This window comes from Acinetobacter sp. NPDC052428, assembly GCF_044547685.1.
Classification (GTDB): domain Bacteria; phylum Pseudomonadota; class Gammaproteobacteria; order Pseudomonadales; family Moraxellaceae; genus Acinetobacter; species Acinetobacter lwoffii_G.
In genome coordinates, this window is sequence record NZ_JBIUAT010000001.1 from 129,111 (window position 1) to 143,550 (window position 14,440).

The window sequence follows — 14,440 nt, forward strand, 5'->3', positions numbered from 1 at the left end:
CTACCAACCTTGTTGAAGTTTACGCTCGAAGGCAGCAACCACGTTTGGTGGTACAAACTTGGTTACATCACCTCTTAGTCGAGCAATTTCACGCACCAAAGTGGATGAAATAAAAGAATATTGCTCTGAAGGGGTTAAAAACACCGCTTCAAAGTGGGAGTCCAGCTGACGGTTCATATTGGCCAGCTGAAATTCGTACTCAAAATCAGACACTGCACGCAAACCACGCAATACAGCAGTCGCCTTTTGCTCACGGAAAAAATTGACGAGCAAACCATCAAAACCTACAAATTCAACATTGTCCAAATGACTCAATGACTCTTTCGCCAATGCGACACGCTCTTCCAGACTAAATACCGGATTTTTATGATGACCGATAGCAATGGCTACCACAACTTCATCAAACATTCGCGCTGCGCGGGTTACCAAATCAATATGTCCATTGGTAATTGGATCAAAAGTCCCCGGATAAATCACACGAGTTTTAGACATCCATTTGTACTCTGTTTGTTATGTAGAATCTTATTTTAGCAAAAACTTGTTTTTTTGGTGAATAATCCTCATTAATTTAAAAAACTTCACCTTATTTCTAGTTGCGGTACAATAGCAGCACGTTTGGAAGTATCAGATTATGGCGAAAGCATCTATTGTAGTAAAAAAAAATAATGGCGGTACCATTGCACTGAATAAACGTGCTCGCCACGATTATTTTATTGAAGAGAAATTTGAAGCGGGGCTTTCATTAAAAGGCTGGGAAGTCAAATCAATGCGTGCTGGTCGCATGACCATCGTAGAAAGTTATATTACCTTTAAAAATGGTGAAGCTTTTCTGTTTGGTGCTCAGGTTCAACCTTTGTTAAGCGCCTCGACCCATGTAGTGCCTGAAGCAACCCGTACCCGCAAGCTATTGCTGAATCGCCGTGAAATTGAAAAGTTGATGGGTGCAATTAACCAGAAAGGTTATTCCTGCGTACCACTGGCGTGTTACTGGAAAGGTCCACATGCCAAGCTGGAAATTGCCTTGGTGAAAGGTAAGCAGCTCCATGACAAACGTGCCACCGAAAAAGACCGTGACTGGCAACGTGATAAAGCACGAATTTTCCATAAATAATGGATTAAAAATTGAATATAAAAAAACCTCCGCATTTGGAGGTTTTTTTATAACTTTAAGCTTTGCCGCCCAGTCTTGCCAGAGTCAGGGCAATATATTCCCCAAACCAGAGCGCGGTTTTTAAATCCCCTTCCGGTGGGGTTACTTCTACCGGCGCATTATCTGACTGGGTCATAAGCCCCAAGAAGCTCGACATCCGATTCAGATCCGTCACTGCACGACCTGTCGGCATCAATGGCAATCCACTCCATAGCATACCGTGCTGCATGGCAAACAGATTGATTTGCTGCAAGACCGCCAGCTTGTCGCCACTGAGTCCACCACCATTGGTAAAGGCTGCTGCCAGCTTACCCTGCCAGCTACGTGCCAGCCAGCGCTTGGAAGACTGTTCCATAAACAGCTTCATGGCAGAAGTCAGGCTACCCATATAGGTCGGACAGCCAAAGATAATTGCATCGGCGGCATCCAGTACATCCCAGTCTATATGTTCGACATTCATCATATGCACCTGAACACCGGTTTCCCGTGCACCATCGGCAATAAAATTTGCCACTTTAGCCGTGTGTCCATAAGGACTGTGATAAACAATCGCAACAGATTTGGAAGATAGGGACATAACGCTCAAAAGCCAAAAAATTCAGTTAAGTTTAACATTTTCATGCCATAAACACGAATGTCGCCATACGCCCTGTTTTAGCTTCGCGGCGATAAGAAAAATATTCCTCTGGCTGGCGATAAGAACACTGATCCCCGCCCAATACGGTATTTATGCCGTGTTGCTGCAAGATATAACGCGCAATCGCATACAGGTCGGCATAATATTTACCTGCCTGTACACCGGGCTGAAATGCACTGTCCAGTTCAGGATATTTACTACAAAAAGCAGCTTTTACTTCAGCGCCAATTTCAAAACATGGCTGACTAATGGCCGCCCCGAGCCAGGCCCAGGTCGGCGGAGTTTGCATGGCTGCGATGGTATTTTCGATAATACCTCCTGCGAGTCCCCGCCAACCGGCATGCAGATTGGCAACTTCTGTGCCATCAGCATTTCCCAGTACTACAGGCAAGCAATCTGCAGTCATCATCATTAAAGCATGTGCCTTGCTCTGCGTCACCAGACCATCTCCGACCAGTGCGGTAAATGGCATCTGCTCATTAATCGTATGACAGATGGTGCTATGCGTCTGCGTCATCCAGGTAATTTTATCTACGCCAAACGCAGCGAAATCCTGCAATAAAGCCATACGATGCTGTTGTACCCGTTGCGCATCATCCTTCACATGCAAGGCCAGATTAAAACCTGCAAGTTCAGGCTGTGCTGATGGCTGTACTTTCGCATGGTGAACGCGAGTCTGGCCCACATACACACCTTGTGGAAGTCCTGGTACAAATTGCATCTCGATTCCTTGCGCTGACATTGACTCAGTTAAAAATTAATAGGCTTTGTTTTCGGTACGCAGCACTTCCACCAGATTGGCAAAGTCTTCCGGCCACGGCGCTTCAAAGATCATTTCTTCTTTGGTACGCGGATGGGTCAGACCAAGTTTCGCTGCATGCAAGGCCTGACGCTTGAAGCCACGCAAAGTATCATCTAATAATTGTGATGCACCTGCAGGCATACGTACACGCGGCATATACACCTGATCGCCCACCAGGCCAAAGCCGACATAGCTAAAATGTACACGAATCTGATGGGTACGGCCGGTTTCCAGACGGGCCTGGACACGAGTGAAATGCTGGAAACGCTCTTTGACGTTGTAATGCGTTACGGCATCTTTACCACCCGGAAGCACAGTCATTTTCACACGATCCACCGGATGGCGCTTGATCGGCTCATCAATTGTACCGCCAGCAATAATATTGCCGTAAACCACCAGATCATACAGACGATACACGGATTTCTTCTCAAGCTGTTTGCTTAGAGAAAACTGTGATTCAAGATTTTTGGCAACGACCAATAAACCGCTGGTGTCTTTATCGATACGATGCACCAGACCGGCACGCGCCAGTTCAGCCGATTTCGGGTAGTGATGCAATAAAGCATTCACCAAGGTGCCAGAACTATTGCCAGCACCCGGATGTACCACCATACCGACTGGTTTGTTGATGACTATAATGTCATCATCTTCATAGATGATGTCCAGTGGAATGTCTTCAGGCAGACTGCGCGTTTGCGCTTCAAGCTCAACATTTAAAGTCAGGGTTTCAAAACCATCACTTTTAAATTTAGGCTTAACCGGTTGACCATTCACCAACAAATTGCCATCTTTAATCCATTGCTTTAATTTTTCTCGAGAAAAATCGCTCCAGACCATTGCGGCAATCTGGTCGATCCGTTGCCCGATATAAGTTTCATCCAGTTGAAATTGCAACGATAAACGTGTTGCAGTTGCTTCTGAAGTATGGTTATCTGCATCCTCAGAATCTTCAAGTAAATTGAAATCAGTATCAGGGATATTAGAATTGGAAGATTGTGCTTGACTCATTTGCTCATTCAGACAAAAGTGGTTTAATAGTGCAATTGTAGCTCATTGCCCGTATTAACAGAGGAATTTTTATGTCGCTACCACATTATAAAATGACAATGCTTGCTGTGACATTAGGCATTGCATCGGCAATGGTAGGCTGTAGCAGTAATCCAAAAAAAGAAGTCGTGGATAAAGGTCCGGAATCTAGCGAACAGGTTTATATTCAAAAAGCACAGAAAGCGCTAGATCGTAATCAATATACCGATGCAGCAAAACAGTTAGAAGCGCTGGAAACTTATTTCCCGACCAGTCAGTATGCCCCTCAGGCGCAGCTTGAACTGTTGTATGTAAAATTCCAGCAAAAAGATTATGAAGGTGCGGTTGCACTGGCAGAGCGTTTTATCCGTCTGAACCCGCAACATCCAAATGTCGATTATGCTTACTATGTACGCGGTGTCGCCAATATGGAACAGAACTATAACGGCCTGCTGCGTTATACCTCACTGAAACAATCGCATCGTGATGTCAGCTACCTGAAAGTAGCTTACCAGAATTTTGTTGATTTCATTCGCCGCTATCCGTCGAGTACCTATGCAGTCGATGCCGCACAGCGTATGCAGTTTATCAGTCAGGAACTGGCTGAGCATGAAATGAATGCAGCACGTTTTAACATCAAGCGTAAGGCGTATCTGGCAGCAGTTGAACGTGGCTTGTGGGTGATTGAGCATTATCCACAAACTCCGCAGATTCCAGAAGCACTGGCAACGGTTGCTTATGGCTATGCTCAGCTAGGTGATAAAGCGACTTCTCAGCAATATGTGGATGTGTTAAAGCTGAATTATCCGAATCTGGTGAAATCAGATGGTACGGTGAATCTGCGTGCAGCGCGTAGCGAAAGCAGTTTCTTTAACCGCGCGACACTGGGTATTTTTGGTAAAGAAGCCAAGACTGTAACCGACACCGATGCACAGTCAGATGCGCCAGAAACTGAAAAGCGCAGCATCACCAATCGCATTTCATTTGGTTTGCTTGATCGTCCTAAAACGGCTGAATAAAGCTGAATAAGTCCGGCAGCATCAGCAAATAAGACAGCGCTTTACAGGTGCATTTTCCTCAAGGGCAAGGTATCATACTTGCCCTTTTGCGTTGTCCGGCCAAGGCTTGAACAAAACGTGCAAAAGGTATACAAAGGAACTTGAAATATTCAATGTTCAGCCAGACTATTTTCATTTTTTCAGTGATTTAGACCTTAGATTCCAGCACGAGAAGCTCAGCAGACCATGGCCATTCCTCAACATACGATTGATCAGATTCTCGATCGCACCGATATTGTCGATGTGATTGGTCAATTCGTAAAACTGAAAAAAACGGGCCGTACCTATTCAGGCTGCTGCCCTTTTCATCAGGAAAAATCACCATCTTTCCACGTCTATCGTGACAAACAGTATTTTCACTGTTTTGGCTGTCAGGCTAATGGCAATGCCATCCGTTTTTTAATGGATATTGGCAGCCGTAATTTCGTCGAAGTGATGAAAGACCTGTCCAGTCAGACCGGTATCGAACTGCCTAAAGACAACACCGATTCCAATAAATTAAAATATAAACGTGAAGCAGCCAAGCTCAAAATTGCGCCTGCTCAAGCGGCACCACAAGCTCAGCCGCAACAAAATAATGCAGTAACAGAAAATAATAGTGCTGCATCTACGGCGAGTTTTGACCCATTTGCAGAGTTTCAGGCAGTCGAACAGGATTTTTATGGTGACCCTTTTGCTTCTTTTGAACACCTGCCCATGGCAGAAGTTCAGCAAGACGGTAATCTCTACGACCTGCTGGAAAATATTGCACAGTTCTATGAACGCCAGTTACCCAACAGCCCGAGTGCCCAGCAATACTTTAAACAGCGTGGTCTGACTGCAGAAACCATTGCCTATTGGCGCTTAGGCTATGCGCCCGAAGACTGGCAACATCTGGAAAAAGCCTTTCCTCAGGATATTGAAGGCTTAAAACTTTTAGGTCTGATTCGTACCAGCGACAGTGGCCGTGATTTTGATCTGCTGCGTGAACGGGTGATTTTCCCGATCCGTGATACCAAGGGTCGTGTAGTTGGTTTTGGCGGCCGTGCCCTGAATGACGAGATCAAGCCGAAATACATCAACTCGCCAGATTCTGAGGTCTTCCATAAAAACCAGTTGCTGTATGGCCTCTATGAGGGCCGCAAACAGAAAGCCCAAGAATGGCTGATGGTCGAAGGCTATATGGATGTGATTGCGCTTCAGCAATATGGCATTCATGGCGCAGTAGCAACTTTAGGTACAGCGAGTAATACCGACCACCTGAATATTCTGTTCAAGCAGAGCAACCGGCTGACCATTGCCTTTGATGGGGATGCTGCCGGTCAAAAAGCAGCGCGCCGTACCTTGGACATTGCCCTGCCCCTGCTGAATGATGGCCGAGAGCTGAAGTTCTTTGTTTTGCCCGCTGACCATGACCCAGATTCATTGATCCGCCGTGAAGGGATAGAAAACTTCAGACGCTTGCTGGATCAGGCACCGTTGATGTCGGACTTCGTGTTTGCCCATCTGACCCAAAATCAGGACATCACCACACCTGAAGGCAAGAGTCAGGTTATGGGTGAACTAAAAAATCTGACCGAATTACTGCCCAAACACGGCTCCTTCCGTTATCTGCTGCAGCAATTTTTCCGCGAAAAACTGGGCTTTAATCGTAAATGGCAACCTAAGGTCAATACAGATGCATCTTTAAGCTTTAGTACCAAAATTGATGCTGAAGAATATGTGATTGCGATCTTGATGAATCATCCTTATCTGTATATTCATTTTGAACCACTGCGCGCGCTAGTAGCGGAAGATCAGTTGCTGTTTAAGATTTTGAATATTCTGAATGTGATTTTTGATGACTTGCCGGATGATCCTGAACTGTCGATCTATTATGTGCTCGGTGCCTGCGCAGCCCATCATCATGAACTGCAGCATATTCTGCAGCATGCCAATGTCAGCGATTACACCTCATCGCCGGAACAGGCCGATAAGCTCGCGGCTGATTTTTCAACCAAGCTGCAATATCAGTGTTTAAAAAACAAGATTAAATCCAAGAAATTTAACAGTATTGCAGAAATGAAAAACCTGAAAATGCAGATTTATGAGATTGACCGCAAACGCTCAATGACCCTGTTAGAAGATTAATTTTTCAAATTATTGATTCTTTTGAATCCAATGAAGTCACTGCTAGCTCACATTATTATTTATAATTTTCTCAAATAATCAGGCTGGGTTTTATGTTGAAGTACAAATCAGCAAAGAACCAAGCTTCTCATCATGCTGATTAAAACGAATGCCTGGATTTACGACGCTTCGCGACTACATTGCCCAGTTCTTCCTGTAACAGCTCAAAATAGGTAGGATCTTCCGCTTTGGCCGCCTCACGCAGCACAATAGAAGTTGGATGCAACAGTTTTTGGGTTAAACGATGTGAAAACTCGGCCAGTACCGTTTCCGCCTTTTCGCCCTTGGCAATACGCTGCATTGCCAGTGACAATTCTTCCTGACGTAATGTTTCCCCGTGATCACGATAGGCATGAATGGTCGCCCCGGCCTGTTTGACCTTTTGCTGGGTCATCAGTTCTGTAGCCAGCTGATTGACCATGATCTCAGCCTCAACAGCCGCTTGACGGCGCTGTGCCAGATTTTCCTCAATCACGCTTTGCAGGTCATCGACCCCATACAGATAAACCCCGTCCAGGCTTTCTACTTTGGCATCAATATCGCGTGGCACTGCCAGATCGACCAGCAGCATCTGCTGGTAACGGCGTTTCTTTAATGCTGCCTTGATATCAGGATAGTGAATCACCTGATGCAAACTGCCGGTACAACTGGAAATGACATCGGCACGATGCAGATTTTCTGCAAGCTGATCAAAATCTATAATTTCGACTTCAACTCGATGTGCAATTTCCTGTGCCAGAATATCCGCACGCTCGCGGGTACGGTTACAGATAATAATCTTGCCCACCCCCATCTCTGCGAGGTGTTTGGCCACCAGACTGTTCATCTCCCCGGCTGCTACCACCATAATGGTCAGCTTGTCCGGATGACTAAATACTTGCAAGGCCAGTTGCGCCACCGCATAGCCCATCGAGACCGCATGACTGCCGACAGCCGTTTCCGAACGCACGCGTTTAGCGGCATAAAAAGCATATTCAAAAATCCGGTTGAGATCGCGCGACACCGTATGGGAGTCTTTGGCCAGAGAAAGTGCAGTTTTGACCTGTCCCAGAATTTGTGGTTCACCCAGCATCAGTGAATCCAGTCCACTGGCGACGCGCATCAGATGCGTCACTGCCTGGGCACTTTCATAACGATAGACATGATGTTGCAGTTGTTTGACATCCACCCCATTTTTCTGGGCGAGCCAGTTCAGCACCATGTCAGCATTGTCAGACATGGCGTAAACTTCGGTCCGGTTACATGTAGACACCACCACCATGTCGTTCAGTTCAGGGTGTTGGCTTTGCTCGGCAAGAATGGCACTTAACTTTTCAGGGTTAAACGCCACTTGTTCGCGCAGTTCTACAGAGGCAGTTTGATGGTTGACACCCAATGCAAAGAAAGACATATCAGGTCATCATTTCACTAAATTTATGCTATTGTGCAACATCGGTGTCATAAAAAGCATTACTTGGATCAATAAAAAATTGCGTCAAACAATTAGCCGTATCAACGGCCCTACAATTAAGCAATATTCTACCACATTCCTACTGGTGGGTAGCATGGCTTCGACTGCACATCTCTATGCAGCGGAAGCAGTTTACCATGCAAATCAAAATTATGATGCGATAAAACAAAGTATGATGGCTGAGTTTGCCATCGCTGCACACGACATTCCGACCGCTTTGCACAACTATACGGTACTGGCGATCAAGAGCAATTCCACTTCAGTCAAACAGCGCGCACTGAATGTCGCGCTGGAACATGATGACCTGCAGGCAGCACTAGATATCTCCACGCACTGGGTGGTACAAGAGCCACAAGACGTCCCTGCTTTATTTTATTTATCACATATTGCCCTTAAAGCGCATGAATATGAGCTGGCTGCTGAGACCTTAGAAAAAATCCTGCAAATTGATGACAGTGCCGATCTGGAAGAAATTCTTGCCGGAATTTCACCGGAAGGCACCGAGGATCGTACTTATCTGATTCAGGCTTTAAGCACTACCAAAGCCAAGGACAATCCGTCTATTCTGGTGCTGGTAGCCGGTCTGGAAGCACAAAATGGTCAGCTCGAACAGGCTCTAAATACAGTTAACCGCGCCTTAAAAAAACGTCCGAATGCGACCGGCTATATTTTGATGAAAGCCAATCTGCTCAATGCACTCGGCGATACTCAGGCGACACTGCAATGGTATGAAAAATCCAGCCGTAAACACCGCAATAATCTGGATGTACGTCTGGCGGAAGTCAAATATCTGGTCAAGCTGAACGAAGCGACTTTGGCGCTGAAAAAACTGCAAGACATTCTAAAAAAATGGCCGACTGCCGAAGAAGCCCTGTTTATTGCCGGACTGACCAGTATTGACTTAGAAGAATACGAGAAGGCCGAAAAATATCTGGTTGAACTGCGTTATTCTGCACAATATCAGAACGAAGCCTATTATTATCTGGCGGTCAATGCAGAACGCAAACAGCACTATGAAACAGCCAAAGCCTATTATCGTCTGGTCGATGGCAGTCTGTACACGGTCTCGCGCCGTAACATGATTTCGATTTTTGCCCAGCAGGATAAACTGCATGATGCACTGCGTTTCCTGACTCAGGAACGGGTCAATTATCCACAACATGCCAGCTTCCTTTATCTAGCCCAAGCGGATATTTTGACGCGCATGCAGAATAAAAAAGCCGCGATCCGCCTGTTGGAAGAAGCCAGCAAAAACCTGCCGGATGACCCTGAACTGGTTTATTCGCAAGTCCTGTTGCTAGATCCTCATCAGGATCGCAACAAGCTGGATGAATTACTCAGCACTTTACTTAAAATTGAACCGAATAGTCCGACCTATCTGAATGCCTATGCCTATACCCTGGCGATGCAGAACCGCCGTCTCGAAGAAGCACGCCGCTATGTTGAACAGGCACTGGAATATGCACCAGAACAGGCATCCATTCTGGATACCTATGGTTATATCTGTTATTTACAGAATGATTTCGCTACAGCTGCAGACGTGTTATACAAAGCTTATCAATTGAATCCAAATGTGAAGATTGGGGTACGTTATGCTCGATCATTGTACATGAAAGGTGATCTACAACACTTCCACCAAGTGTTACAACAATTACAACAAAACCATCCAAATGACCCAGAATTGAAACAACTTAATTCGCTATTGTTAGCACCACAAACCAAAACGAGTTAATTAATTTATGCGCAATTTGAGCCAATTGGGCTGCTGTGCCTTGGCAGCCACTGCTTTATTTTTAACTGGCTGTCAGCAGATGATCAAGCCACAAACGCCTACTACTCCGTCTGTACAGGTGGAGAATCAATTTCAGCTGCAAGGTAAAATTGGCGTTCGCACCCCTCAACAGACTGGCAGCGCATTCTTTACTTGGGTACAACAGCAGGAAGAATTTGATATTGAGCTCAGCGGTATTTTAGGCGTCGGTAAGACCCAGATTTCTGGCACACCGGGACAAGTGACCTTAAACAGCGCAAAAACCGGTGTGATTCAGGCAGCCAGTGCCGAGGAATTACTGCAACGCGCAACAGGCTGGCAAGCGCCGATTAGTCATTTAGTCGACTGGGTTCAGGCGCGACCTGCCACAGCAGCGGCACAGCTTAAAAAAGATGATGCACAGCGAATCAGCCAGATTATCGAACAGGGCTGGACGGTCGATCTCAATTATAATGCGCAGGCCAAAATGCCAAACCGTTTGATTTTAAAGCAGTCACTTGGAAATGGTGCAGAAAACCGTATTACAATGATCATTGAAAACCGTTAATTGACCTGATTCCAGCCCATGATGATTCGTGTTCCCTCGCCTGCTAAACTGAATTTGTTTTTACATATCACCGGTCGCCGTGAAAATGGCTATCATGAACTGCAAAGTATTTTTCAGCTGATTGATCTATGTGACTGGCTGGATTTTGAACAAAGCGCTGATGATGCGATTCAGATAGAAGGCCTGGCCTCAGTCGATCTGCAACAGAATTTAATCTATCGGGCGATCCAGTTGTTGAAGCCTTATGCCAAAACGCCTTGCGGGCTAAAGATCCGTCTGGAAAAAAACATTCCGATGGGCGCAGGTCTGGGTGGAGGGTCTTCCAATGCAGCGACGACCCTGATTGTGATCAACCAGCTCTGGCAGTGCGGTTTAAATATTGAGCAACTAGCAGATCTCGGAGTTAAACTAGGGGCAGATGTCCCGATATTTGTGCATGGCAAAAATGCCTGGGCCGAAGGTATTGGCGAACACTTAACATTCATAGACTTAGATCAAAAAAAATTCATTGTGTTAAAACCTGATTGTTTTATCAGCACTCAACTGCTTTTTTCGCAAAAAGCATTGACAAGAGACACGAAGAGCACTAAATTTTGCGCCTATCAGGAAACGCCATCTGATTTTGGAAATAACTTTGAGCCACTGGCAAGAAGCTTATATCCTGAAGTCGATGAAGCAATGCAATATCTCGACCAGTTCGGAAAAGCAAAGCTTACAGGTACAGGTGCTTGTGTGTTTATTGAAGTCACTGAAAATCTGAATATCGAAGATATTCTTGCAAATGCACCATGTAAAGCTTACCTGGTCAACAGTTTACAAGAATCACCTTTAGTTCAGTTTAAAGTGTAGATAGGGGTATCGCCAAGTGGTAAGGCACCGGGTTTTGATCTCGGCATCCGTTGGTTCGAATCCAGCTACCCCTGCCATTTTTCACCTGTAGATGTACTGTATTAGGGGTATCGCCAAGTGGTAAGGCACCGGGTTTTGATCTCGGCATCCGTTGGTTCGAATCCAGCTACCCCTGCCATCTTACAGTTCATCAAATTTAGGGGCGTCGCCAAGTGGTAAGGCACCGGGTTTTGATCTCGGCATCCGTTGGTTCGAATCCAGCCGCCCCTGCCATTTTCTCGAAAAAAGACAGAACACTCATTTGCTGTAAGACTGTTAATTTACCTTGACACTTTACCGCAAAAATATTAAAGTTCTGCCGCATTAGGGGTATCGCCAAGTGGTAAGGCACCGGGTTTTGATCTCGGCATCCGTTGGTTCGAATCCAGCTACCCCTGCCATCTATTCCCATATATCCCAACCGCCAAGGGTGCTTCATGCCCAATCTTGTCGTTTTTAGTGGATCTGCGCATCCACAATTCGCTCAAAAAGTCGTAAGTCACTTACATATTCCTCTAGGCGCTGCCTCTGTAGGTCAGTTCTCTGACGGTGAAATTGCTGTCGAGATTACTGAAAACGTTCGTGGTAAAGACGTATTTATCGTACAACCTACTTGTGCCCCAACTAATGATAACCTGATGGAAATCTTGGTGATGGCTGATGCTTTGCGTCGTGCAAGTGCGGGTCGTATTACTGCCGTGATTCCTTATTTTGGTTATGCTCGTCAAGACCGTCGTCCACGTTCAGCACGTGTTCCAATTACTGCAAAAGTTGTAGCAGACATGCTGACTACTGTAGGCGTTGACCGTGTTGTGATGATCGACTTGCACGCTGACCAGATCCAAGGCTTCTTCGATATCCCTGTAGACAACATCTACGGTACACCAGCGCTACTTGCTGACTTGCGTCAACAATCGCATCACAACCTGATGGTGGTTTCACCTGACGTGGGTGGTGTAGTGCGTGCACGTGCTGTTGCGAAACAAATGGGCGATATCGATCTTGCAATCATCGATAAGCGTCGTCAAAAAGCGAATGAATCACAAGTGATGCATTTGATTGGCGATGTGAAAGATCGTGATTGTGTCATCGTTGATGACATGGTAGATACGGCTGGTACGTTATGCAAAGCTGCTGATGCATTGAAAACTTTCGGTGCTCGCAAGGTTGTTGCGTATGCAACGCATCCAGTACTTTCTGGTAAAGCGATTGAAAACTTAAAGAATTCTGTGATTGATGAACTGGTTGTGACTGATACCATTCCTCTTTCTGATGAAGCTTTAGCACTGGGCAAGATTCGCCAGGTTTCAGTAGCCAGCATGGTTGCCGAAACGATTCGTCGTATTAACAACGAAGAATCTATTAGCGCAATGTTCGATTCTTATCTATAATAGAGCGCTGAATTTTCAAAGCCCTGCCATTTGGTAGGGCTTTTACTCACCAGACTGGTCGCAAGTCTGGTTCATTTAACTTAAATAGGATGTCTATCATGGCAAACTTCGTATTAAACGCAGCAGCACGTGAAGAAGCAGTTCAAGGGAAAGGTGCGAGCCGCCGCCTTCGTCTTCAAGCTAAAGTTCCTGCAATCATCTACGGTGGTGAAGCTGCTCCTGTAGCAATTACTGTTGAGCTTCGTCAGCTTGTTAAATTCTTAGAAAACAATTCATTCTTTGAAGAAGTTATCGAAATTGATGTAGACGGTAAAGTTGAAAGCGTGAAAATCCAAGCGTTACAACGTCACCCAGCTAAAAACACACCAATGCACGCTGACTTCAAACGCGCATAAGTGTTAATGGTGTAATTAGTGTCAAATATTTCACTGATTGTAGGTTTGGGTAACCCAGGTTCTGAGTATGCCCAAACCCGCCATAATGCAGGCTTCTGGTTCGTAGAACGCCTTGCAGAGCAATATGGCATTGTCCTCAAAAAAGACCCAAAATTCAACGGATTTAGCGGTCGTGGCAATATCGAAGGTCAAGACGTCCGTCTTCTTCTACCGACAACCTTTATGAACCTTTCCGGTAAAAGTGTTGTTCCTTTCGCCAAATTTTACAATATCGCACCTGAATCGATCCTGATTGCCCATGATGAACTGGACATGAATCCTGGTGTCATTCGCCTGAAAACTGGCGGTGGTCACGGTGGTCATAATGGTCTACGCGATATCGTTCCGCATATTGGTTCAAACTTCCATCGCCTGCGTATTGGAATTGGTCATCCTGGTGCCAAAGACCGTGTTTCCGGTCATGTGCTCAGTAAAGCACCTAGCAGCGAACAGAACTTAATGGATGATGCGATTTCCCATGCCCTCGCCCGCACAAAAATGCTGGTGAACGGTGAAGTACAGCAAGCCATGAATCAAATCAACGCATATAAGCCGAACTAAACATTCAAAAATTGCTGGACAATTCCGCTTGCCAGAAAGTTTATTTAAGCGCAAAATGCGTTTGCTCGATTGTTCACCATACAGCAAGCAAGATTGATTTAACCAAATGATCAAACTCTTAGGTCAACTCAGGGGACGCTAGCCATGCTATCTCGTTTATTAAAATGCAAAATTCACCGCGCTCACGTTACACATGCAGAACTACACTATGAAGGTTCATGTGCAATTGATGGCGTTTTGATGGATTTGGCTGGCATTCGTGAATACGAAGAAATTCATGTGTGGAACGTGACCAATGGTAAACGTTTTGCAACTTATGCAATTCGTGGCGAAGACAATTCAGGCATCATTTCAGTGAATGGTGGTGCTGCGCATCAGGCCGATGTAGGCGATATCGTGATTATTGCAACCTTTGGCGATTTCACTGAAGCTGAAGCGAATGCCCATCAGCCTCGCTTGGTTTATGCTACCCCAAACAATACAGTCAGCCACACTGCCAACTGTATTCCGGTACAAGTCGCATAAGCTGATCAGACCAGATACCCAAAAGCTCGCACATCGCGGGCTTTTTTAATAC

15 protein-coding genes and 4 tRNA genes are annotated in these 14,440 nt (G+C 45.6%); 14 read left to right on the plus strand and 5 right to left on the minus strand.

Annotated features, from left to right (window positions below):
• A complete protein-coding gene (gene coaD, locus ACIG3F_RS00600; RefSeq protein WP_004280585.1) occupies positions 1–492 on the minus strand; it encodes a pantetheine-phosphate adenylyltransferase in 492 nt (163 codons plus the stop codon).
• Between the two features lie 139 nt (positions 493–631).
• Between coaD and smpB the strand changes: the two genes are divergently transcribed.
• Positions 632–1,111 (plus strand): SsrA-binding protein SmpB, encoded by a 480-nt coding sequence (smpB, locus tag ACIG3F_RS00605; RefSeq protein WP_004280586.1) that lies wholly within the window; start codon positions 632–634, stop codon positions 1,109–1,111.
• A gap of 55 nt (positions 1,112–1,166) precedes the next feature.
• Here smpB and ACIG3F_RS00610 read toward each other — a convergent pair whose 3' ends face one another.
• From ACIG3F_RS00610 to rluD, 3 genes are read right to left on the minus strand one after another with little or no spacing between them, the layout of a single operon-like run.
• Positions 1,167–1,727 (minus strand): flavodoxin family protein, encoded by a 561-nt coding sequence (locus tag ACIG3F_RS00610; RefSeq protein WP_253099754.1) that lies wholly within the window; start codon positions 1,725–1,727, stop codon positions 1,167–1,169.
• 40 nt (positions 1,728–1,767) lie between these two features.
• Positions 1,768–2,508, minus strand: a complete 741-nt coding sequence (gene pgeF / locus ACIG3F_RS00615) for a peptidoglycan editing factor PgeF (protein ID WP_396468927.1) — start codon at positions 2,506–2,508, stop codon at positions 1,768–1,770.
• Between the two features lie 36 nt (positions 2,509–2,544).
• The gene (gene rluD / locus ACIG3F_RS00620; protein ID WP_396468929.1) at positions 2,545–3,597 is read right to left on the minus strand and encodes a 23S rRNA pseudouridine(1911/1915/1917) synthase RluD; all 1,053 of its coding nucleotides are present in this window, start codon (positions 3,595–3,597) and stop codon (positions 2,545–2,547) included.
• Between the two features lie 71 nt (positions 3,598–3,668).
• On the opposite strand from rluD, the gene ACIG3F_RS00625 reads away from it, so the two are divergent.
• Both ACIG3F_RS00625 and ACIG3F_RS00630 read left to right on the plus strand, forming a co-directional pair.
• The gene (locus ACIG3F_RS00625; RefSeq protein WP_396468931.1) at positions 3,669–4,634 is read left to right on the plus strand and encodes an outer membrane protein assembly factor BamD; all 966 of its coding nucleotides are present in this window, start codon (positions 3,669–3,671) and stop codon (positions 4,632–4,634) included.
• Positions 4,635–4,859: 225 nt separating this feature from the next.
• Positions 4,860–6,782: a DNA primase gene (locus tag ACIG3F_RS00630; protein ID WP_005252568.1), complete on the plus strand. Its 1,923-nt coding sequence runs from the start codon at positions 4,860–4,862 to the stop codon at positions 6,780–6,782.
• Positions 6,783–6,921: 139 nt separating this feature from the next.
• Here ACIG3F_RS00630 and hemA read toward each other — a convergent pair whose 3' ends face one another.
• Positions 6,922–8,211, minus strand: coding sequence for a glutamyl-tRNA reductase (gene hemA, locus ACIG3F_RS00635; protein ID WP_396468932.1), 1,290 nt, complete (start codon positions 8,209–8,211; stop codon positions 6,922–6,924).
• Positions 8,212–8,290: 79 nt separating this feature from the next.
• Here hemA and ACIG3F_RS00640 point away from each other — a divergent pair, with 79 nt between their 5' ends.
• The 11 genes from ACIG3F_RS00640 to panD all read left to right on the plus strand — a co-directional run bounded on the left by ACIG3F_RS00640 (position 8,291) and on the right by panD (position 14,388).
• Positions 8,291–10,003 carry a tetratricopeptide repeat protein gene (locus tag ACIG3F_RS00640; protein WP_219308724.1) on the plus strand — a complete coding sequence of 571 codons (1,713 nt, stop codon included), beginning with the start codon at positions 8,291–8,293 and terminating at the stop codon, positions 10,001–10,003.
• Positions 10,004–10,010: 7 nt separating this feature from the next.
• On the plus strand, positions 10,011–10,589 hold the full coding sequence (lolB, locus tag ACIG3F_RS00645) for a lipoprotein insertase outer membrane protein LolB (RefSeq protein WP_396468935.1): 579 nt from the start codon (positions 10,011–10,013) through the stop codon (positions 10,587–10,589).
• 21 nt (positions 10,590–10,610) lie between these two features.
• Entirely contained in the window at positions 10,611–11,438 is an 828-nt protein-coding gene (ispE, locus tag ACIG3F_RS00650; RefSeq protein ID WP_396469089.1) for a 4-(cytidine 5'-diphospho)-2-C-methyl-D-erythritol kinase, read from the plus strand.
• Between the two features lie 2 nt (positions 11,439–11,440).
• A tRNA-Gln gene (locus tag ACIG3F_RS00655) sits at positions 11,441–11,515 on the plus strand.
• A gap of 26 nt (positions 11,516–11,541) precedes the next feature.
• Positions 11,542–11,616 (plus strand) — tRNA-Gln (locus ACIG3F_RS00660).
• 20 nt (positions 11,617–11,636) lie between these two features.
• Positions 11,637–11,711: transfer RNA gene (locus tag ACIG3F_RS00665), tRNA-Gln, on the plus strand.
• A 92-nt stretch (positions 11,712–11,803) separates the two neighbouring features.
• Positions 11,804–11,878 (plus strand) — tRNA-Gln (locus ACIG3F_RS00670).
• 36 nt (positions 11,879–11,914) lie between these two features.
• A complete protein-coding gene (locus ACIG3F_RS00675; RefSeq protein ID WP_004280601.1) occupies positions 11,915–12,868 on the plus strand; it encodes a ribose-phosphate pyrophosphokinase in 954 nt (317 codons plus the stop codon).
• Positions 12,869–12,966: 98 nt separating this feature from the next.
• Positions 12,967–13,263 (plus strand): 50S ribosomal protein L25, encoded by a 297-nt coding sequence (rplY, locus tag ACIG3F_RS00680; RefSeq protein ID WP_004645781.1) that lies wholly within the window; start codon positions 12,967–12,969, stop codon positions 13,261–13,263.
• Between the two features lie 18 nt (positions 13,264–13,281).
• Positions 13,282–13,863: an aminoacyl-tRNA hydrolase gene (gene pth / locus ACIG3F_RS00685; RefSeq protein WP_195725714.1), complete on the plus strand. Its 582-nt coding sequence runs from the start codon at positions 13,282–13,284 to the stop codon at positions 13,861–13,863.
• A gap of 144 nt (positions 13,864–14,007) precedes the next feature.
• The gene (gene panD, locus ACIG3F_RS00690) at positions 14,008–14,388 is read left to right on the plus strand and encodes an aspartate 1-decarboxylase (protein ID WP_005265888.1); all 381 of its coding nucleotides are present in this window, start codon (positions 14,008–14,010) and stop codon (positions 14,386–14,388) included.
• Positions 14,389–14,440 lie beyond the last annotated feature (52 nt).